Here is a 20,912-nt window from a genome sequence, read left to right as displayed (position 1 = left end):
TGGCTTTCTTCACGGAAGTGACCGCCGCAAGATTCTTCACGGTGGAGGGCGTCGAGGGTGAGGACTTCTGCGAATTCAAGGAAGTCAGCCAGACGGCCGGCACGTTCCAGGTTCTGGTTGAAGGAACCTTCGGAGCCAACAACGTTGACGTTTTCGTAGAATTCTTCGCGGAGTGCGGGGATTTCCTGGAGAGCCTTTTCGAGGCCAGCCTTGTTACGGGCCATACCAACGTATTCCCACATGATGTTACCGAGCTGACGATGGATATCGTTAACAGTGCGGTGACCCTTGATGGAAAGGAGCTTGGAAATCTTTTCTGCGGTCTGCTTCTTGCAGTCTTCGAAAGCAGGATCAGATTCGGAAACCTTTTCCAGCTTGGTGCCTGCGAAGTAGCCACCGATGGTGAACGGAATCACGAAGTAACCATCGGAGAGGCCCTGCATAAGAGCAGAAGCGCCGAGACGGTTAGCACCGTGGTCAGAGAAGTTTGCTTCACCGAGAACGAAGCAGCCCGGGATGGTGGACATCAAATCGTAGTCAACCCACAGACCACCCATGGTGTAGTGGATTGCCGGGAAGATGCGCATCGGAACCTTGTACGGGTCTTCGTCAACGATCTTTTCGTACATCTGGAAGAGGTTACCATACTTAGCAGAAACGCCTGCAACGCCCATGCGCTTGATAGCGTCTGCGAAGTCCAGGTAAACTGCGAGGCCGGTGTTGCCTACGCCGAGACCGGCGTCGCAAACCTGCTTAGCGTTACGGGAAGCCACGTCACGAGGAACGAGGTTACCGAAGCTGGGGTACTTTTCTTCGAGGTAGTAGTAACGATCTTCTTCAGGAATCTGGTCCGGAGAACGCTTGTCGCCAGCCTTACGGGGAACCCAAATACGGCCATCGTTACGGAGAGATTCAGACATCAGAGTCAGCTTGGACTGCAGGTCTCCATGACGGGGCAAGCAGGTCGGGTGAATCTGAGTGTAGCAGGGGTTAGCAAATGCGGCACCCTTCTTGTAAGCGCGGAATGCAGCAGTGACGTTAGAACCCTGAGCGTTGGTGGACAGGTAGTAAACGTTACCGTAACCACCGGTGCAAAGGCAGACTGCGTCGCCAACGTGGCTTTCAAGTTCGCCAGTCACCAGGTTACGAACGATAATACCGCGAGCCTTGCCATCGACAACCACGAGGTCCATCATTTCGCGACGAGGAAGGAGAGTTACCTTGCCTGCTGCAACCTGGCGCATGAGAGCCTGGTATGCACCGAGGAGGAGCTGCTGACCGGTCTGACCGCGAGCGTAGAAGGTACGGGAAACCTGGGTACCACCGAAGGAACGGTTGTCCAGGAGGCCACCGTATTCACGGCCGAAGGGAACACCCTGAGCGACGCACTGGTCGATGATCAGGTTGGAGTTTTCGGCGAGACGATGAACGTTGGCTTCACGAGCGCGGAAGTCACCGCCCTTAACGGTATCGTAGAAAAGACGATAGACAGAGTCACCATCGTTCTTATAGCTCTTAGCAGCATTGATACCACCCTGGGCAGCAATGGAGTGAGCACGACGGGGAGAGTCCTGAATGCAGAAGGACTTCACATTGTAGCCCAGTTCTGCGAGAGAAGCTGCAGCGGAAGCACCAGCAAGACCGGTACCCACCACGAGAACGGTGAACTTACGCTTGTTAGCGGGGTTCACGAGCTTCAGTTCAAACTTATGCTTGGTCCACTTTTCTTCAATGGAACCACCAGGAATTTTAGAATCGAGAATCATTAGTTATGGTCTCCATTAAACGTTGGTGGAAATGATGCCGACAGAGGGAACGACGAAAGAAGTCTTAGCTTCGGAAGCGGCCTTCTTCTGTTCCAGCTGCTGCTGGAGTTCATGAGACTTGGCGCGGAGAGCTTCGGTTTCCGGCTGATGAGCGATGTAGCAGGAGAATGCAGCTTCAACAGCAAAGCCGATTGCAATCACGATGCTGTATGCAATGCCGATAACTTCGATAACCGGAGTCCACTTCTGGTGAGCAAGGCCGAGAGTCTGGAAAGCAGAAGAAATGGCATGGAACAGGTGGATGCCGATAACGAGCATGGCAACCAGGTAGAACACGGTCCAAACCGGGTTAGCAAACATGTCGATGGTGGTGAGCCACATGTCGCGGACGATTTCGCCGGCAGCGTTCTGGTACAGGTAGTGAGCACCGAACTTGAGGTTAGCGAGATGCTGGATGCCAAAGCCGAGAATGATAAGGCCGGTCCAGATCATGGTGAAGGTAGCGAAGGACTTGTTACCCTTGCGAGCGTTGACTTCGTAACCCACAGCGCCACGAGCCTTCTTGTTTTCGAGCTTCAGCAAAACGCCGAGACCGATATGGAGACCGAATGCAGCAACCATGCCCAGTTCCATGAGGTAAATCAACTTTACCGGGAAGTGGAGCGGGTTGAAGCTGGTCAGGAATTCAGTATAGGCATTGTAGGATGCCTGTGCTGCAGACTGATCAAAGTTCAGCAACTGGAGGTTGCCGCACATGTGGACGAGGATGAACAGAGCGAGGAACGCACCAGAGCATCCCATGATCTGTTTCTTACCAATGGAAGAGGTAAGGTACTTAATGATCCATTGCATTGTTTTGTGTCTCCTTGAGGGGGTCTTTTTTTGTTTGTAATTCTAACAGACCTTAAACTGCCGTTAGAGGATGCAGCAAGCCTTCTTGCTTGCAGCTTCGTAGGCGTAGCGGTCTTCCTTCTTGAACCAGAAGTCCAGTTCGCGTTCTGCGGATGCAGGACTGTCGGAGCTATGGACAACATTTTCGGTCATGGAAGGAGCAAAATCGTAGCGGAGGGTACCGGGTTCTGCCTTAGCCGGATTGGTAGCACCGTTGATAGCGCGAACCTTGGCAATGGCATTTTCGCCACCCAGAGCGAGCATCACGGACGGGCCCTTGGTCATGTAGGCTTCCAGTTCCGGGAAGAAAGGCTTCTCGACGTGTTCGGCATAGAAACCGCGAGCGTCAGCAGAAGTCATCTGATGCATCTTGATAGCGCAGACGGAGAGGCCTGCAGCTTCGTAACGGGCAATAATTTGACCAATCAGGCCGCTCTTCACGGCGTTGGGCTTGATCATAGCGAATGTCATTTCCATAGGGTATACCACCTTTTATTGTGAGTGCGTTAAATATAACTCTTTATTCTTCGGTGCTGATCTTCTTGAGCAGGTCGTCGGCAAGTTTTCCGTCTGATTCAATGTTCTGCACCAGCCAGTCCACCGACTCCTTCAGTTCGCTGTTCGGATATTTCTGTTGGAAAGTCTTGAGGACCTGGAGAGCCTCATCGTTCTTATTGAGATTCTCGTTCAAGATAAAACCGCGGCTGAACAAGGACTTTTCCGCTTCAGGGCTATCGGGGAAGATTTCGTAGCAAGCCTGATACTCCGCTTCAGCTTCTTCAAAGCGGCCTGTCTCGTTATAAATTTGAGCGCTTTCGTAGATAGCCAACTTCACAAGAGAATCGTTTTCGCCATAGGCAAAAATCAAATTGCGATAGGCTTCCAGGGCTTCATCATTCAAGCCTTCCTTACGCAAGGAATCAGCGTTGGCCACCAGTCGATCGGCCAAGATCGTAGGCTCCCATTCCTGGATACTGCTATCGTAGAAGTGAAGCACAGCAGACTGGTAACTTTCAGCAGCAAAGCGGGCTTCACTCATATCGCTCTGCATCCTCCAGTTCTGTCTGAAGAGGACCGGAAGAGTTTGTTTGAAATCAAGTTTAAAGTAGCTAGATTTTTTACTCAGGAAATATTCGTGTCTAAGGATATTCATCGGGAACATTGCTGCGGCACGAACCTCACTGCGTCCCTGTTCAAAGGAATATTCCTGATGCACGGGGCTTCCATAACGTTCGTAGAAAGCCTTCAGGGAATCTTCGCTAACTTCTACGTTCTGACGTTTCTTAAAGAAGTAGTTATCGAAGATGAAATTTCGACGGGCTGCACGCACCAAGGCGCGGTATTCCCAGGTTTTATCCAGTTTCAAATTCAGGGCAGCCTTGCTGAACAGCAGTCTTTCTACAACCATGCTAAACAAGCGCTGATGGTTGCGAGCATTGACCTCGGCCATGAAATCCCTTTTGCAAATACGCTTCAGTTCCCCTTCAGTCAGCAAAGTTTCACCATTTTCAGACAGGAGAACATAGGAAGAATCCACATCAAAGAATTCTCCGCTAGCCAACCCCTGCTTGATAGAGGCTTCAACGCGATCAAAAGTCTTTTGTTTCGGCTGAACCAGGGAAGACAGATAGAATACGTGGTAGGCATTACCGACATCGGCCTTGATTACAGGCGATACAAAGCCTGCATCCTTGCCATTCAAGGCGGCACTCAAACCAGAAACCAAGCCAATACCGTACGGCATGGCAAAGCCGTCCTTGACGTAGCCGACAAAGCCGCCTTCCTTGGCGGTAGCTTTATTCGCACTCTTTGTGGAAGCGATTTTCTTGAAATTTTCAAGGTCAGTGGTTTCGTTAAACAGGGCTGCCAGGGCAACGGAATCTGTTCCCTGCACATGATACAGCTCATAACCGGGGGCAGTCATGAACATATCCATATGCTTTTCGTAGAAAGCCTTCGGTTCCGGCTTAGGCAATTCATGGAACGTCACATGAAGGTCTGAGGCGAGGTTCCTTGCAATCTGTTCCTTGAGTTCAGAACGGTGGAGTTCAACGAACTTGGTCTTCCAAGTTATGGAATCTTCTCTGGACGTAGAGCCCATCAAGTGTTCTTTCAAGTAAGCATTCAAGGCTTCCTTGGAATGAGACATATAGTATTCGCAGGCAACAATTCCCTGAATGACACTAAAATCAGGAAGGGGCGCCTCTTCAAACAGGCTGCGATGTTCGTCATAGAAATGACGAAGTTCCGGTTCGGAATAAGTAAGGCGTTCATTCAGGTAGAAACGCTGATAGACGGAAGCAAGCAGCTTGGGTTCAATCAAACCGAGAAATTCTTCCCATTCCTTGTTCAACTCGGGGAACTGTGTCAAAGCCTTGGAAACGACGGCTTCCTTCGCATAAACATTTTCGTAGAGACGCTTGTTCAAAGGTTCCTTGGAGGAAATGGAATTTTTCATCAAGAGAACAAGGTCTTCTCGATAGACGACTTCCTTATCAATGCGAGCAAGAATGGTATCCTTATCCCCCACACTGTTGCAGCCAGTCAAGGCAAACAGATTTAGGAGACTCACAGTAAAAAAGGCAAAGCGGAGTTTCATGTAACCTCTTGTTTCCGGCGGGCTCCAAAGCCCAATAATAGCGCACTGAATATAGTAATAATAATAGGTAAAAAAGCAAAATTTCCGCTCAAATTACAGGTGTGCGCCCGATATCGGAAAGCGACAATAAAACACTACACAAAAAAGCACTTGTGTACAAATTACGAGCCGTTTTCATAACTTGTTGACCATCAACGAATTATCGCATTTTCTATACTTGGACTCAGTTTGAAAAAACGCAAACAGACATTCTTTGGAACAGCATTTTTTGCAACTGCTGCAGTAGGCGCCATCGCTCTTGGCGTCTGGTTTGTTCATGCGTTTGTGGAACGCTACCTTTCCGCCCCACACACTTTTTCCGGGGTAACGATTACCCCCTACGGCCACAACGCGCAGTCCCTGTTAGAGCATTCCTTCGATTCCCTTTTCATTTCGACGGACTCTACCGAAGTAAAAATCATAAACCCTAACCTGGACATCACCATTCTTGGAGAAAACCGGGGGGTAAGCCTGAAAATGGACCATGTGGATGCATTCATCGCCATTCCACAAAGCGACACCCTTTCTGCGACAAAAGATACCACCAACCCTGCATTCCCCGACAACCTTAGATTCCCGGCAAACGTTTCAGTCAACATCGAGGACGCAAACATCAGGCTGTCCGACGGAAAGTCCTGGAACGCCAAGGAGCTCAGCGTACAGAACAACGGGGAATACGCGCTCAACGTAGGAATCAGGCAAGTCAACGGAGACTTCGTAAGCAACCCCGCCTCAGTCAAGATGAAAGGGGACTTCGCAGGGGCAAAGCTGACTTTAGAGGCAAGCGTAAAAACAAGCAAGGATTCCGTCCAGATCAAGGCAAACGTTCCCAAGAAGGACATGAGCCGAATCAAGGCGAAGACCAACATTTCTGTAAAGAACCCCGCCGAATGGTTGCCGTTCAAGCTCCCCGAAGAGATTCCTGAAATCGGTAAAATCGATGTCGTTGCCGAGGCAACCTTAGACACCCGAAAGGAAACGGTCTTCTACAACAGCACCATCCGCACACGAGTCGGAGCCCTGTGGCCGCTGGAACCGGAACGAGTGACAATCAAGGTCCAGGGAAATCAGGAAAAGATTAACGCAGACATTCTTCTGCAAAACGACGAAGGCGGCTCCATCCACCTTGCCGGAGATTTCGACACGAATCTTAACGGACACGTAGAAGGCAAGGTCGAAAACATGAGTGCCCTGTACGGACCGCAGATGATGCCTATGGACGTAGACATTCGTTCCGCCGACATAAACGACATGGTCATCCGAGCCTCCCTGGAAACAAGACAGGGGTCCTACGTCAATGGAACAATCGACTTGAGGGATTCCCTGATGATTACATTCATCGGAGACATCTCCCCTTACGAACCTTGGGCTCTGGACTGGACTCACGGAAACTTGACCTTGGGCGGAAGACCGCAACTTTACGGAACCTGCGACGGACACAAGCTCCGAATTCTGGCGAAGTTCGACACCGTTGCCTACGCCTATCACATGACGGCCGATTCCATGCAAGTCACCCTGGATCTTGACACCAAGGGAATTGATTTTTCAAAGGGTGTCATCTACACCCCGAATGAAACGTTCGATTTCGATGGCGACGTAAAATGGAATCATGAACGTCCTCACACCTCATGGAACATCACTCAACGACATGGCGGTAAGGCCAGCGCCTATATCGACATCGGAGATTCTATCGCAATTGATGTCAGCGCAGACAAGGCCATCATTGCAACAATACCCTTTGCGGATTTGTCCATATCAGACCGAATTAGAGGCCGCGTGAGCGGAATGTGGCATTGGAATATCGACGACTCCACTGGATTCGCCAACGTTACCATTGACGGCGAAGTGGCCGAATACAACATGGTTGCAGACGTAATCGCAAGACAGAATAAGGACACGATTTTCATTGACAGAGCCCATAGCATTTACAACAGGAATGAAGTAAACGCATACGGTTCATTCATATTGCCCAATGATTCAAACCCGGATTTCAAGCCCACTCCCTTCCTTCCCATCCAGGTTCTCGAAGCAAGTATTTCCTCAAATGACTTCAGTATTCCGCTCCTGCTAGAGCCACTAAACGACAGCACCTTCGCCTCCGGTATGCTCTCGGGCCAATTGTCGTTCAACCAGAATACAGGCGTTATGGGGAACCTGGACTTCTCCAATATCGAGTTTAACGACCTCTCGCCAGATTTGCTCCGAATCAAGAAGTTGAACATCTTTGCAGAAAAAGACAAGGTCGAGCTAAATTCCTATCTGGACATTGGCCGTGGTGGTTGGACAGGAAACACGCAGATAATCATCGATCATATTTTTGACGACAGGCGACACCTCAGTTTCTCTCATGGAAGTGACAATGGTGGCACTTTATGGTCGGAAGGCTTCATCGACAACGACTTGAAGTTCAAGGGTACCGTTGACGCAAACGGTTCCTGGTACATTCCCGGAACTATCAGCGAAATCACCAACACGGACCTCCATGTCGACATTACCGCAGACATCCGCAAGGGATTCAAGGGAATTACTGCAGACATCACCGCAGATTCCACTCGATATAACCCGCCCAAGATGAACGTTTCCTTCCCCATCAGTTTAAGAGGACGCATTGAAAACGGTCTACTGGACATTTCCTCCGCCAAGACAACCAATCGCAATAACGAAACTATCGAAGCTACATTAAAATTCCAACTTGACAGTCTAAAGCTTAATGCCATTGACGTTAGGTCAGACCGCTACACGATTGAGATGGACCAGCACAAGCTGGTTCTGGAAGGTATCAGCGGGCACCTTGAAGATGGAGACGAAAATCTCACCATAACCGCAGACATTCCAAAGATCACCTACAATTTTAACGATGACGTTATTGGACAGGCTGAAGCATTAGCCAGAGGCGACATTGCCTACATTATCCCCCATAGCAAGGCGGGCCAGATTCAGAACAACACCATCGCAGGAAACATCCTTATAGACAAACTCGTTTATTATCGCGATCTTGATATCGAAGTTACACCTTCGGCCATTGACAAATACATCGCCATGTTCAACAACGGCGTCGCCAAGTTAAAGAAAAAAGAAGTTCAAGAAGAAAAGCTCTCTACGGCAAGCCCAATCAATCTTTCACTTCATATTAGCGATTCCCAAAGGGATTCTGTTGGTATCGTGACACCGTTCGCTACCTTCCCCGTTACTTTGGACATCTGGGTCTTGGGCAATACCACAAGGCCCTTGCTCAGAGGTGACATTGCAAATACGAACAACGGATTTATCGGCATCCACGAAGTCTACGAATTCAACTTGAACTCCTTCCAAATTTCTTGGAACGATGTGCCCTGGCAAAAGGGCGTTATCGACGTAACCAGTAGCCAGGATCTTCCCTATTGTAACGAAAATTCAGAAAGCGTTAACGAAACCTGTCCTATCAATTTGGACATTCAGGGAACAATTACCAATCCCCAGCCCATGCCATCTTCGAATTGCGGTATCGAATCATCCCCTGCGGTAATTTACTACAACGTTCTCCTAGGCTGTATTGCAGACAAAGGCGGCGAATCCGCAGACTGGAACCGAATCGCAGGCAAGGCAATCGGCAAGGTTATTTCAACAACGGCAAACAAGACTCTTGGCGGCGACTACATTGGCGACATTGACATGAAGGTGATGCTGTTTGAAAACACCACCACCAGCGACAAGGATTCCAGCTACTTCAAGATTCCGGTTTCATTAGACCGCTGGGTAAAAAATTTGAGTCTGGTATTCGGCTATACCAAGGACCAGAGCGTAAACCCCACCTACGAACAATCCGTTCAGTTCGGAGCTAACTACACACTTCCTGTATTCCAGGAAGCTGAATACTCCCACAAGAACCACATTGCACCGGCATTATCACTTAACGCCCTATTAACCAGAAAGCAATACCTGACCAACTCCGGTACAGAACGCGACGATGACCGACTTGAAAAGAATATCGGCATCAACTATGTCTACCGTTATTGGAACCCCTGCTTGCTAGGAATCGGCCGTTGTGAAAGCATAGGTAGCCAGCATACCCAAAATCAGGATTCCAGGGAGGACACATCCAAATGAATAAATTTCTAATCCTCCTCTTGGCAATGATTGCGTTTTCATGGGCAGCAGACGATGTAAAGCATCCCTGGTTTGTACAAATCTCCGGAAACAAGGCGTTCTCTAATTACCAGTTAGAAGAACAGCTCGACGTTCCCGAAGAGTTCGGCCAGATGGACACCACAAAGCAAGACTTCCTCATGAGACTTTCTATAGAGAACATCAAGGCTCTCTATTACTCTAGAGGTTACTACAGCCTTGACATGGCACTCAACATCCGCAAGGACACAACCTCGGAAGGTATTGTCCAGAGAGGTTATTTCATCCACATCCGAGACGGCGAACGTTACAAATTTAGTGGTGCAAAAATCATCGTTCCCGAAGAAGCAAAATTGGAAATTGACGAAAGCAAATTGAACATTTCAAAGGAAAACTATTACAACCAGGAAGACATCTCAGAAGACCTGCAGGAAATCCAGCGCGTATACCGCAAGGAAGGCTATCTTCACGCCTATCTTTCTTCCATTGAAATGTTGGATTCCCTACACAAGAAGATATTTGTCGAGATTACAATTACCCCAGGTGCCAAAGTCCTGATGGGAAACATGATCAGCACCAGCTTCCGTTCCGCCGACAAAAAACTGCAGGGGCCAACGGAAGCAGGACTTACGGATACCGCCTGGCTTTCAAGCCTATGGAAAATCGAACAAGGCGAACTGATTGACGGAAACCAGTACAATTCATTCAAGTCGAAACTGTTCTCGACCCAGTTGTTCACTCAGGTAAAAATGAGCGACACCCTCCGCGAAGACGGTCTGTCTGACGTATATCTAAACGTAACGGAGCGTGTACCCGGCGAAACTCGTTACGGATTCTTCTATGAAGAAATCTACGGATTCGGAGCCTTGGCCTACGCTCGTCACAAAAACTTCTTCGGTCACTTCCACGAATTTTCATCAAGTGTTCAAATTGCACAACACAAGCAGGAAGCCTCCATCGGTTACGCAAACCCGCTACTTTTCGGAACATCCGTAAGCTTTATTCCCACAGCAATCCGTTTCGACAACCGACTGACATTAAACCACGAAAAAATCACGCAGCCCGCCTACGATGACCGATACGAAGAACGCTACGAAATCATCAACCGAGGAGACATTACCTTCGGCATTACCAACCATATTAGATTCCGCGGCACGATCGATACCCGATACGTTTCCAAAGCCAAGGATACCGTACTTGTCGTAAGCAAGGAGAATTCAGGCGCCGCAGACATCAGCGATACAGCAAGCCTCTCAAGTTCACAGGACTCTTTGCTAGAAACGCAAAATAAAGATAAGTTGCTTAAGCTAAAGGGTGAAATCGCCCTTACATTTGACTTTACCAACGACTATTTCAACCCCACCAAGGGAATCCGCCTTGCCCCCACATTCGGCGCAGGAACGAACTGGGACGGCGATCTGAAATCATTCAACATGAGAGGCGATCCCTACACCTACGGCGAAATAACAGCAAACGCCTACCTTCCCCTATTCTGGACATTTTTCGGAGCAATTAGTGGAAGTACGGGCCGCTTCTTCGCAAAGGCCCTGGAAGAAGACGCACGCATTTTCTACCAGGGCGGTTCCCGATCCGTTCGCGGTTATAAATTCAGACATATTTTTGCCAGCCGAGATTCTATCATCTACACAGGGCAAGAATCTTCCATCAAGGCAGACACAATCATCAACACGGGCCTTACCCCCACCTACTTCAGATTCAACGAAGAAATCCGCTGGATGTTCCCCTGGAAAGGATGGAGACACTGGCAACTCGTACAATTCTACGACTGGGCTAAAGTAACCGACGATGAAGACGACATCTACACATCAGCCCGAAATGAAAGCCTTGGCCTCGGAATTCGCTATAGTTGGCAATTCCTGACTTTCCGACTTGATTACGCCTTCAAGAAAAATTTGACCGATTGGAGTGCAGAAGGATTCGCCTGGAGCAGATTCGCCTTCGACCTATCCCACACGTTCTAAAGTCAAAACTTATATTCGGGATTAGACGTTCTCTTTATAGATATCCGCAAGAGAGGATCCCGCATACCTTATAGAAACCGAAGGAAGGCCAGCGCTTTCTAAAGCACGCTGAATCAGCTCCTGGGAAACATCCTGTTCAAAGGACAAGTCAAAATTTTTGCCCTTTTGCAAAGGAGAGTGCGCATTAGAAGGAGCTGCCCCCGCCTTCAGAATCTTGCCATGGTTCACAATGGCATAATCTGTAGCTTCCTGATCCATTTCGGCAAGGATATGGGAACTCACAATGGCGGTGCCACCATCCCGTTTACGCCAATCCGCAATAAGGCGCCAAACCGTTTCGCGGGACATAGGGTCCAGATTAGCTACAGGTTCATCAAGAATTAATAACTTTGGATTATGAATCAGGGCTCGCAGGATTTGAACCTTCTGACGGTTCCCCAAGGAAAGAGCGGAAAGTTTCGTCGACAAGGCAGGCAACTCCAAGTCCCTGGCAAGGGATTGCAAACGGGTTCCGCATTCGCCACAGCCGTACATGCCCGCAAAATACTTCACATATTCTTCAACGGAAAGCTTCGGGTAGACGCCAGGATTTTCAAGGAGAATTCCATAGGACTTGGGGTCAAGAAAGCCGTTAGGCCCGCGGAATCCTTCCGCAATATTCAAGGTTCCCTCATAAGACGCGAAACGACCGCAAAGCAATCGCAACAAGGTCGTCTTCCCCGCCCCATTGGGGCCCAGCAACGCAAAGAAACTCCCCTGGGGAATTTGAAGATTCACCTGGGAAAGAGCCTCTACAGCCGCCCTCGGATAGCGAAAGGAAACGTTTTCAAGCTTGATTGCGTCCATGTTCAGAATATAGAAAAAAGACCCCAAGTCGCTCATAGACGACTTGAGGTCTTTTCAAAAGCGCGAAGCGCTTATGCGTAAAGCGGGTGCTTCTTGCAGAGGTCGATGATTTCCTGACGGATAGCCTTCAGGCCTTCTTCGTTGTCCTTGTTCTGGATGCAACGGTCGATGATCTGAGCTACCAGGCGGGAATCGTTTTCGTCGAAGCCACGGGTAGTGATGGCAGCGGTGCCAAGACGTACGCCGGACGGATCCATGGGCTTGCGAGTGTCGAACGGGATGGTGGAACGGCTGCAGGAGATGCCAACCTTTTCCATTGCGATTTCGGCATCCTTACCACCGATACCCTTGGAAGTCATGTCCACAACCATGAGGTGGTTATCGGTACCGTCGGAAATGATCTTGTAGCCGAGCTTCATCAGTTCGTCGGCCATAGCCTTTGCGTTCTTGATGATGTTCTGGGCATAGGTCTGGAATTCCGGCTGGAGAGCTTCCAGGAAGGCAACAGCCTTACCAGCGTTGATGTGGTCATGGGGACCACCCTGCATACCCGGGAACAGACCTGCGTCGATTGCCTTGGGCAGGGAGACTTCCTTTTCTTCACCCTTGACGATCTTCTTGATCATCTTGTCCTTGCACATGATGATTGCAGAACGGGGACCGCGGAGAGTCTTATGGGTGGTGGTGGTGACGATATCGAAGTAGGGAACCGGAGATTCGATTGCCTTACCAGCGATGAGGCCAGCAACGTGAGAAATGTCAGCCATGGTCAGAGCGCCAACTTCGTCGGCGATTTCCTTGAACTTCTTCCAGTCAAGGTTGCGGCTGTAAGCGGAGAAGCCAGCGAGGATCATGCGGGGCTTTTCCTTGAGAGCGATTTCACGGACCTTGTCCATGTCGATGCGGCCAGTTTCCTTATCCACTTCGTACTGGACGAAGTTGTAGAGCATACCGGAGAAGTTCACCGGATGGCCGTGAGAAAGGTGTCCACCGTGGTCCAGCTTGAGGCCGAGAACCTTGTCACCCGGCTTGAGAACGCCCATGTAGACAGCGGCGTTTGCAGGAGAACCGGAAAGGGGCTGGATGTTTGCGTGGTCACAACCAAAGAGCTGCTTGCAACGTTCGATTGCCAGGGCTTCCATCTTGTCGATCACTTCGTTACCACCGTAGTAGCGCTTGCCAACGTAGCCTTCGCTGTACTTGTTGGTCAGCACGGAACCCATAGCTTCCATGACGGCCTTGGAGGTGTAGTTTTCGGAGGCGATCAGTTCGATGCCATATTCCTGACGTTCGGCTTCTTCCTTGATGATGTCGAAGATTGCCGGATCGGTCTGCTGCAGAGTAGATTTAAGCATTAGTAGCTCCTTTGAGTTTACGGACGTAAAAATAGTATTTTAAGGCCGTTTTTTAAAGATTTTTGCCGTTTTTTGCTTCATTTCGCCTATCGCTTTCGTAATCCATTGACTTTCAACAAGTTACGAAAAATTAGACATTCCTAGGGATTTTCAATACACCACCTAAAAGCAAAAAAGCGCCCTTTCGGGCGCCATTTTAGCAAATCGTATTATCGGAGGTTCACCTTTCGGGTCATGTTCACCGCACCGGAACGGACTCTGACAATGTAGTTGCCACTGGGAACTGCGGACAAGTCAGCAGAACCAACCACATTCTTCAGGCGGACCATGGGACGACCTTGCAGGTCAAACAAATCCACATCGGCGGAGGTTACGCCAGCGATGTTCAGCATGCGGCCAGCCACAGCCATGGTGATATTGGACTTCTGGACAGCAGCCAGGGCCGCTGTAGCAGAGCTTGCCGGAGCCTGGGAATCACTGGAAGCGATTTCTGTACCGGCGGCAACGACCTTCACGTTCAAGGTCAGCTTTTCACCGTTAACGGTAAAGGTATCCGAGTAATCACCCGTATTCAAATACTGATCGATTGCACCACCCTGGGTACTGATAGTCACCTTATCCCCTTCCTGTTTGACCTGGAGGAAGTAAGCTGAGTAAGTATCGCGATTGAAGCTGCTCACGCCAGTAATGGTAATGGTGTTAAAGGTACCGCCCTGAGCCACAGTCTGATTCAGGCTACCGGAAACATTTGCGCCGCCGGTAACAGTCTGGCTAGCACTGGAAGTAATCTGCTGCTGGGCGCTGGAGTTTGCGACCTGCTGTTGAGCGCTGCTTGACTGAGCCTGCTGCTGAGCACTAGAACTTGCGATCTGCTGCTGGCTGCTGGAGCTGGCAATCTGCTGCTGGCTAGAAGAAGAGGCGTTCTGCTGCTGGCTATCAGAAGACGGAGCAGAAGAACCGTCGCAAGCCTTATAAGTTGCCGGCAATGCAGCAAATACGTTCTCGTTTGTCCAGCTACCGCTTTCGGTATAGCTCCACTGGCTAGAAGGAGTACTTGCAGAAACACCGGTAGTGAAGTAGGAAGCCGTTTCAGCCTTGTTGGACACAGACCAGTTGGCACCGGAGAGCTGGTTGGTCTTCATCCAGTTGTACCATTCGGCACTATAGGATTTTGTAAAGCCACCATCACCGCTGGGAGCGGAGTTTCCCCATTCCGTTACGAAAACGGAATAGCCGGCAGCCATCATCTTTTCAGGATTCTTGCCAAGTACATCCACCTTATGACGGTAGGGATCTTCACCAGCGTAATAGTGGAAAGTATAAGCCACATTCTTGTCGTTAAAGACCTTCTTACCACCCTGCACATTCAGAGGAGCATCAACATACTGGTCATAATAGGGAGTACCCACCACAATCAGGTTGTCGGAATACTTTCGGATTTCTTCAATCACCTTGGTGGCATAGGGATAGATGCCGCTAGCCCAATAGGATGCAGCACCCTTTTCATCGTACCAGTCACTCCAATCGCAATCACCATTCTTAGGCTCATTATAGATTTCAAAAATGACGTTATCGTACTTGCCCCACTTCTGAGCCATCTTGCCAAAGAACTGAGTTGCACCTGCAGTATTCTTTTCGGCGCAATGGGAATGATAGTCGATAAGCACGTAGATATCGTTATCGATAGCAGCCTGGACAACGGCATTCATGGCGGTTTCGTGCATGGCATTGGTGTAGTAGTTGCCAACATCATCTTCCCAGGAGCCATCAACACCCATGGGAGCACGAATCAGCTGGATCTTGTGCTTATCCACCAGGCCCTTGATGACGTCTCCGTTCCAGAAATTAATACCGGCAGTTTTCGTCATGGACCAGAAAAGGCTCATACCCTGAACAGCGACTTCGTTGCCGCTGGTGCTGTAAGCCGGGCAGCTACCGTAAATACGGCCCTTGCCTGCGGCGTTCTTGCCAGCCTGAAGCTGACCATACTGAGAAACGGGACCGACGCGATTTGCGCCAAATGCCATAGTGGCAAGACCTGCGGTCATAAGACCCAATGCGATAATCTTCTTCATAACATCCTCATACACTAGGGTGAATCCCAATCATCCTAACAAAAAGATAAACGTACAAAGAAAATTTCGCACGGGTTATCAAAAAGCAAACTCAAACAACTGTACTAGCTGTTTGAGTATTTTTTGATACACATCACATTTCAAAAACGCATTTGATACAAATTGTACCAAAATTACAGTTCATAAATCTCGCTGTATTTGCTTTCCAGATAGTCCAGGAAATCCGTGGGAGTAAAATCACGGCCCGTAATGTTCTTAATCCAGGTCTTTGGCGACTCCCTATCGGCGCGTGCCCACACGTTTTCGGTCATCCACCCGTTGATTTTTTTGAAATCGCCGGCAAGGACAGCAGACTTTATATCGAACTGCTTATTCATGGTGTTATAGTACATGGCATTATACATATTGCCCAGGGCATACGTGGGGAAATAGCCAAATCCGCTAGTCCAGTGAACATCCTGAAGAATACCCTCCGCATCATGAGCCGGACGGATTCCCAGATATTCGGCATACTTGTCGTTCCACAATTTCGGCAAGGCGGCAACATCCACGTCGGCACCACCATTCACAATCATCTTCTCGATTTCATAACGGATAATGATGTGGAAAGTGTAGGTAAATTCATCCGCTTCAGTACGGATCAGGCTAGGCGTTACCGTATTCATGGATTCATAGAATTCCTGTTCAGAAACGCCTTCAAAAACATTGGGGAAAAGTTCACAGCACTTGGGGTAAATCAGCGAAATGAATTCACGGCTGCGGCCAATGCGATTCTCATAAAATCTGCTGGTACTTTCATGCATTCCCATAGTCTTATTGAATTCAATAAAGTGGCTATAGTTTTCCTTAGGCTGGTTCTGTTCAAACAGCGCATGACCACCTTCATGAATAATACTGAAGATGTTGGAATAGAACATATCCGGGTAATAATGGGTCGTCACGCGAATATCATTCTTGCCAATTTCCGTAGTAAAGGGATGTTCCGTAGTGGCAAAGGCTCCGCGGTTAAAATCGAAGCCCATGGTTTCCAGCAGATACTGAGTACAAGTTTTCTGGGCATCATCCTTTACAGGGCGGCTCAAGAAATCCGTGCGGATCTTTTTCTTGCTGTTCATGATGCGCTTAAGCAGCGGCACCAGGCGAGCCTTGCATTCGTTAAAACAATCATCCAGGTCTCGAGAAGACAAGCCCTGTTCATAACCGTCGAACAGAGTATCGTAGGGCGTTTCCTTACGTTCTTCATTGAGGTTCGCTTCACGAACCTGAATCTTCTGCACCTCGGCAAGACTTGGAGCAAAAATGCCAAAATCCTTCGACTTTTTCGCCTCAAGCCAATTAACATAGGCCTTGTTGCACGTCAGGGAACGTTCGTGCTGCATTTCGGGAGTCACGTTTTTTTCGCGGGCATAATCACGATGAAGACTTTCGGCCAGGCAGCGGTCAAATTCGTCAGTCAGTTCATCCCGATGATCATAGATGTACAGACAAGCCTCGATATAGGCGGCATCCTTCTGAAGGACAAAGGCCTTATTACTCAAGAAGGCATCCACCTCGCCTTGAGCATTCATCCCCTCCTTGGGGCAAATAGTCTGCATATCAAAATTCAATACAGCCGATGCCTGATTATACATGCGAACTTCAGACAGGATTTTTTTTACCAGAGACAAGGATTCGGAAAGTTTGGACATACGAGACCTCTAAAAAAAGATGTACTATACAGGGAATGTAATAGAAAAACGTCTAACCTTGAAAGACAGACAGATAATGGAAAATTCCAATAGTCAAAAACAACATGTTCCTGTTAATGCAAGAACCATGCCAACCATTGAATTCAGGAATTTTCGTCCTTGACGTTTTCGTTGTTCTTTTCGGCGGACTTTCTGGAGAATTCCTCTTCCGAGGCCTTGCGGGTCGCTTCCTGCAGTTCCTTCAGTTCCTGCCAGGTTGACTTTTCTTCTCCAGATTTTTCCTTAGTATTGAACAGGACACACAGCACGGCAAAAACGGCCATATAAAAGCCCATGGCCGCCACCACACCAAGAAGTTCATGTCCGGAAAGTTCAGCCACCTTCAGGTAGACAACCACAGAAAAGCCGGTTGATATCAGGAACAGAATTGCAGGAAGTTTTTGTTTCATTTAACGAGGTCCAGTTTTATCCTTGAGGGTCCAGGCAAGGTCTGCATCGGCAGGCTCTGCCAAATAACCATAGTCCGGTTTGTATTCCAGGGATGAAACTGAGACTTTCAGAGGATCACCGCCAACCGTATACCAGTTACCGACCATCTTGGGGAAGCCAACTGAAGTATCGATCGGAGCGCCTTCGTCATCAAAGAAACTGTAAACGAGCACAGGATCATCCATGTTGAACACGTTGCCTTCAATATAGCAACTGGCGGAGTCCGTGCATTCTACAGCATAGCGATCCAGGTTCTTAAAGAAGTTGTTGAATGCATGCAGGCGACCGCGTCTTGCAAAAGCGCCAGACCAGCTCATATTATCAAAGAAATTGTGATGCAACGTCAAAGTCTGAGTCGATTCATCGATCAAATCCGGAGTCAGGCCAAAAAGGACACCCGTTTCTGCATTTTCAAAACGAGACCATGAAATAGTTACGTCATGGGAACCGCGTTTCACATCAACTTCGACAATGGGATATTCTTCAAAGGAGCAATGGTCAATCCACACATGATGGGTGTTATTGTGAAGAGAAATGGCCCTGCGATTTGCTGTATCGGAAACAACTGTCGACGGAGCAGAGAACGTCAGATTTTCAAAAATCAGGTTAGACGATTCCTCCGTCATAATTCCCATACCAGAAATGCGGATATCTCGACCGCGACCATCAAAAGTCTTGTTGGACTTAATTCGAAGAGCCGCCGTCAAATTATAAGTTCCGCTTTTCTCGAAAAGAATCCAGGTCGGTCCATCACGATAGGCGCAATCCCGCAAGGAACCGGGAGCGATTACGGCGGTAGTGGCCGCCTTTCCGGTAGAGTCCACATTGGTGGTATCTTCTACAATGATGTAATCCTCTGTTGTCGTAACAAGGCAAATTTCACCCTGGATAGAATCTGCAGCCAGGCTGTCGATGTAGCCTTCACCGCCACGAACACCCGATGCATAGCCGACAACTTCCCTCAATAAGGCCGCGTGATCCTTCCAGTCTGCAGGATAAGTTGAACGATCCTCGCTTACGCCCATTGAAATCTTTTTCAGGGATTCTTCAGAAACGCCGCCCAGGAACACATCATCCAGGAAGACAGTATCCCCAGCATTCACACTAAAGTCAATTCGGTTTACAGCAACTTTCTTCGACCCCACAGGAAGAGCGAATCCTTGCCAAACCTTTGACAGATCCACGTCAAACTCTATGCTCTTGGCAGAGCTATCATAAGCCGAAAGAGCCACATGCAAGGTTCCATGGCCACGGGCACTGAACATCAGGGAATCAAAGCCAGGCAATTCGTAATCAGTTCGATATCCGCCCAGCAAGAAACCCAAGTGCGTCGAAGAACGAGAGGATTTACCTTCTCCAAAAATTCGGGCGCAACCACCCGACGCACAGCCATCATTACCAGAGAATGTCTGCGTCAGGGATTCATCCCAGAGGGGCATCAAGTTCTGGCCATCGGCATCCATGGTAAACCACCAGCCATCACCAAGAATTGCTCCCGTGGCAGAAATTCCGCTAAAGCTTTCGAAATCTTCCACAGCAAAACCACGGGGAGCGCCTAGGTTTATTTCGGGCACGGTTTCACCGGCAGATGCGCTCAACTTGATTGTACCGCGGTTGCTTCGGCTCTCGATAAGAACTTCAAAATTTCCGGCAGGAAGGGAATCAATTACAAAATGTCCAGCGCTATCGGGAACTACAAAACGTTCCAAGCCAGGAATTCTAATGACAGAAGGACCTTGCCCAGGTGCAACAAAGCCCTCGATGGTAGTGAGTGCGCCAAGTGCAATGGAATCAACAGCAGACACTTCCTGCAGCTCTACGGACTTGGTAAATACGGCACCTAATGCAGAGGAATCACTTTCTCCACGGATTTCTACAGAGTATTCACCAGGATCCACAGTTAGCTTTACATAACCGCGGTCATCCGTATCAGACCATTCTTCCTGAGACAAGCCGTCAGACAAATATCCTACCGGCAACACGCGAATACGGGACTTGGCAGCAGGTGCACCATCCGCCAATTGGATCTGCAAGGCAATTGTAGATTCAGCTTCGGTACCACCGGCAACTTCATCCTTGTCATTGGAACAGGATGTTGTCAATGCAGCGAGAGCTCCACCCAAAATCAACCAGAAGGGCTTTTTAATCATTGGAAGCCTCCATCTGTTCGCCTGCAACTTCGTCGTTAACTTCGTTGCGGATTTCTTCACCGATAATACGACGCTTACGTCCACGCCTTACGGGAGGTGGATAAGGATCGCTTAAAGGGAACAACTGCATCCCCAACTGGAAAACTCGATTGGGTTTCTGGCATTGATTCACCTTGGCCAGAACTTCGCGACGGAAACGGCGAACCATTTCAACCAATTCCTTATAGGTATCTTCATCGCAACCAAATGCCAAAGTAGAGAGGTTTCGTTCCTCTCGTTCAAAGCGGTCAATAGCCGATGTAGCCACATCCAGATTCTGCTGGATGTAAGAATTAACCGCCGTGCTATAGGATTCGCTTCCGCTAGAAATCAAGCCCTGGGTCTGTTCATAAAAACCAGTTTCCGGATTCTTGCGGATCATGGAAAGACGTTCCAGCAAGGCCACAGAGGATTTCACCTGACTAGCGGAAATCGGCGGACGGACCATGAGGCCCAAGGCCGCATCATCCCCCACATAAGGGTAGAAGGTAATCAATTCGCGAATAACCGCATGATACCAGTGATCAAAATATTCAAACTGGTCGCGGGCCACATTTTCGACTTTGCATTCCTTGGTGGCCACCAACTTTTCGAGGTACTGGCGACTTTCGGAATGGTTTTTGGCCTGATTGAAAGAGACCATGTCCGCGAAATACTGTTTTTCGCGACCGTCATTGCAGAACAGGTCTGCAAAAACTTGAACCAGACGCGGAGTCAAGTTGCGTTTGCCCTGAAGAATCTTATTGAACATGGAGCCATCGATTCCGGCCTTTTCTGCGATAAAACGGTGGCTGAAACGCCATTCAGCCGCATGCCGTTCTTCGTAGGCATCCTTCAGGAAATCGCGATAGTTCAAGTATTCAAAAAGATTCACCATAATTTACAATAT

General features: G+C 48.9%; 13 protein-coding genes. 2 read left to right on the top strand and 11 right to left on the bottom strand.

Going from position 1 to position 20,912, the window contains the following annotated elements:
* The 4 genes from MMG03_RS07835 to MMG03_RS07820 all read right to left on the bottom strand — a co-directional run.
* Positions 1–1,766: fumarate reductase/succinate dehydrogenase flavoprotein subunit (locus tag MMG03_RS07835; RefSeq protein WP_249506033.1), on the bottom strand; the 1,766-nt coding region annotated here is incomplete at its 3' end.
* Positions 1,767–1,781: 15 nt separating this feature from the next.
* Positions 1,782–2,618: a succinate dehydrogenase cytochrome b subunit gene (locus MMG03_RS07830; protein WP_073158434.1), complete on the bottom strand. Its 837-nt coding sequence runs from the start codon at positions 2,616–2,618 to the stop codon at positions 1,782–1,784.
* Between the two features lie 63 nt (positions 2,619–2,681).
* Positions 2,682–3,134, bottom strand: a complete 453-nt coding sequence (ndk, locus tag MMG03_RS07825) for a nucleoside-diphosphate kinase (protein WP_073158432.1) — start codon at positions 3,132–3,134, stop codon at positions 2,682–2,684.
* A 43-nt stretch (positions 3,135–3,177) separates the two neighbouring features.
* Positions 3,178–5,256, bottom strand: a complete 2,079-nt coding sequence (locus MMG03_RS07820; RefSeq protein WP_249506032.1) for a peptidyl-prolyl cis-trans isomerase — start codon at positions 5,254–5,256, stop codon at positions 3,178–3,180.
* Positions 5,257–5,484: 228 nt separating this feature from the next.
* Here MMG03_RS07820 and MMG03_RS07815 point away from each other — a divergent pair, with 228 nt between their 5' ends.
* Both MMG03_RS07815 and MMG03_RS07810 read left to right on the top strand, forming a co-directional pair.
* Complete coding sequence (locus MMG03_RS07815) at positions 5,485–9,381, top strand: hypothetical protein (RefSeq protein ID WP_249506031.1); 3,897 nt, start codon at positions 5,485–5,487, stop codon at positions 9,379–9,381.
* On the top strand, positions 9,378–11,381 hold the full coding sequence (locus MMG03_RS07810; RefSeq protein WP_249506030.1) for a BamA/TamA family outer membrane protein: 2,004 nt from the start codon (positions 9,378–9,380) through the stop codon (positions 11,379–11,381). The genes MMG03_RS07815 and MMG03_RS07810 overlap by 4 nt, the downstream gene beginning before the upstream one ends.
* Before the next feature lie 21 nt (positions 11,382–11,402).
* Here the strand turns inward: MMG03_RS07810 and MMG03_RS07805 are convergent, their stop codons facing one another.
* The 7 genes from MMG03_RS07805 to MMG03_RS07775 all read right to left on the bottom strand — a co-directional run bounded on the left by MMG03_RS07805 (position 11,403) and on the right by MMG03_RS07775 (position 20,900).
* A complete protein-coding gene (locus tag MMG03_RS07805; protein WP_249506029.1) occupies positions 11,403–12,227 on the bottom strand; it encodes an ABC transporter ATP-binding protein in 825 nt (274 codons plus the stop codon).
* Between the two features lie 71 nt (positions 12,228–12,298).
* Positions 12,299–13,582: a serine hydroxymethyltransferase gene (glyA, locus tag MMG03_RS07800; RefSeq protein WP_073237629.1), complete on the bottom strand. Its 1,284-nt coding sequence runs from the start codon at positions 13,580–13,582 to the stop codon at positions 12,299–12,301.
* A 209-nt stretch (positions 13,583–13,791) separates the two neighbouring features.
* Positions 13,792–15,657, bottom strand: coding sequence for a cellulase family glycosylhydrolase (locus MMG03_RS07795; RefSeq protein ID WP_249506028.1), 1,866 nt, complete (start codon positions 15,655–15,657; stop codon positions 13,792–13,794).
* A 173-nt stretch (positions 15,658–15,830) separates the two neighbouring features.
* Positions 15,831–17,345: a carboxypeptidase M32 gene (locus tag MMG03_RS07790; RefSeq protein WP_249506027.1), complete on the bottom strand. Its 1,515-nt coding sequence runs from the start codon at positions 17,343–17,345 to the stop codon at positions 15,831–15,833.
* 143 nt (positions 17,346–17,488) lie between these two features.
* A complete protein-coding gene (locus tag MMG03_RS07785; protein ID WP_073158413.1) occupies positions 17,489–17,794 on the bottom strand; it encodes a hypothetical protein in 306 nt (101 codons plus the stop codon).
* The gene (locus tag MMG03_RS07780) at positions 17,795–19,984 is read right to left on the bottom strand and encodes a right-handed parallel beta-helix repeat-containing protein (protein WP_249506026.1); all 2,190 of its coding nucleotides are present in this window, start codon (positions 19,982–19,984) and stop codon (positions 17,795–17,797) included.
* Positions 19,977–20,900 carry a TIGR02147 family protein gene (locus tag MMG03_RS07775; RefSeq protein WP_073158408.1) on the bottom strand — a complete coding sequence of 308 codons (924 nt, stop codon included), beginning with the start codon at positions 20,898–20,900 and terminating at the stop codon, positions 19,977–19,979. Before MMG03_RS07775 ends, MMG03_RS07780 begins: the two co-directional genes overlap by 8 nt.
* Between the last annotated feature and the right edge of the window lie 12 nt (positions 20,901–20,912).

Source organism: Fibrobacter sp. HC4 (assembly GCF_023373925.1).
In the GTDB taxonomy this organism is placed as follows: domain Bacteria; phylum Fibrobacterota; class Fibrobacteria; order Fibrobacterales; family Fibrobacteraceae; genus Fibrobacter.
This window is presented reverse-complemented; position numbering and strand designations above follow the sequence as displayed.

Bases quoted from the DNA above. Each gene is read 5' to 3' on its own strand.
- MMG03_RS07830 (WP_073158434.1), bottom strand. From the start codon at position 2,618: ATGCAATGGATCATTAAGTACCTTACCTCTTCCATTGGTAAGAAACAG.
- ndk (WP_073158432.1), bottom strand. From the start codon at position 3,134: ATGGAAATGACATTCGCTATGATCAAGCCCAACGCCGTGAAGAGCGGC.
- MMG03_RS07820 (WP_249506032.1), bottom strand. From the start codon at position 5,256: ATGAAACTCCGCTTTGCCTTTTTTACTGTGAGTCTCCTAAATCTGTTT.
- MMG03_RS07810 (WP_249506030.1), top strand. From the start codon at position 9,378: ATGAATAAATTTCTAATCCTCCTCTTGGCAATGATTGCGTTTTCATGG.
- MMG03_RS07805 (WP_249506029.1), bottom strand. From the start codon at position 12,227: ATGGACGCAATCAAGCTTGAAAACGTTTCCTTTCGCTATCCGAGGGCG.
- glyA (WP_073237629.1), bottom strand. From the start codon at position 13,582: ATGCTTAAATCTACTCTGCAGCAGACCGATCCGGCAATCTTCGACATC.
- MMG03_RS07795 (WP_249506028.1), bottom strand. From the start codon at position 15,657: ATGAAGAAGATTATCGCATTGGGTCTTATGACCGCAGGTCTTGCCACT.
- MMG03_RS07790 (WP_249506027.1), bottom strand. From the start codon at position 17,345: ATGTCCAAACTTTCCGAATCCTTGTCTCTGGTAAAAAAAATCCTGTCT.
- MMG03_RS07785 (WP_073158413.1), bottom strand. From the start codon at position 17,794: ATGAAACAAAAACTTCCTGCAATTCTGTTCCTGATATCAACCGGCTTT.
- MMG03_RS07780 (WP_249506026.1), bottom strand. From the start codon at position 19,984: ATGATTAAAAAGCCCTTCTGGTTGATTTTGGGTGGAGCTCTCGCTGCA.
- MMG03_RS07775 (WP_073158408.1), bottom strand. From the start codon at position 20,900: ATGGTGAATCTTTTTGAATACTTGAACTATCGCGATTTCCTGAAGGAT.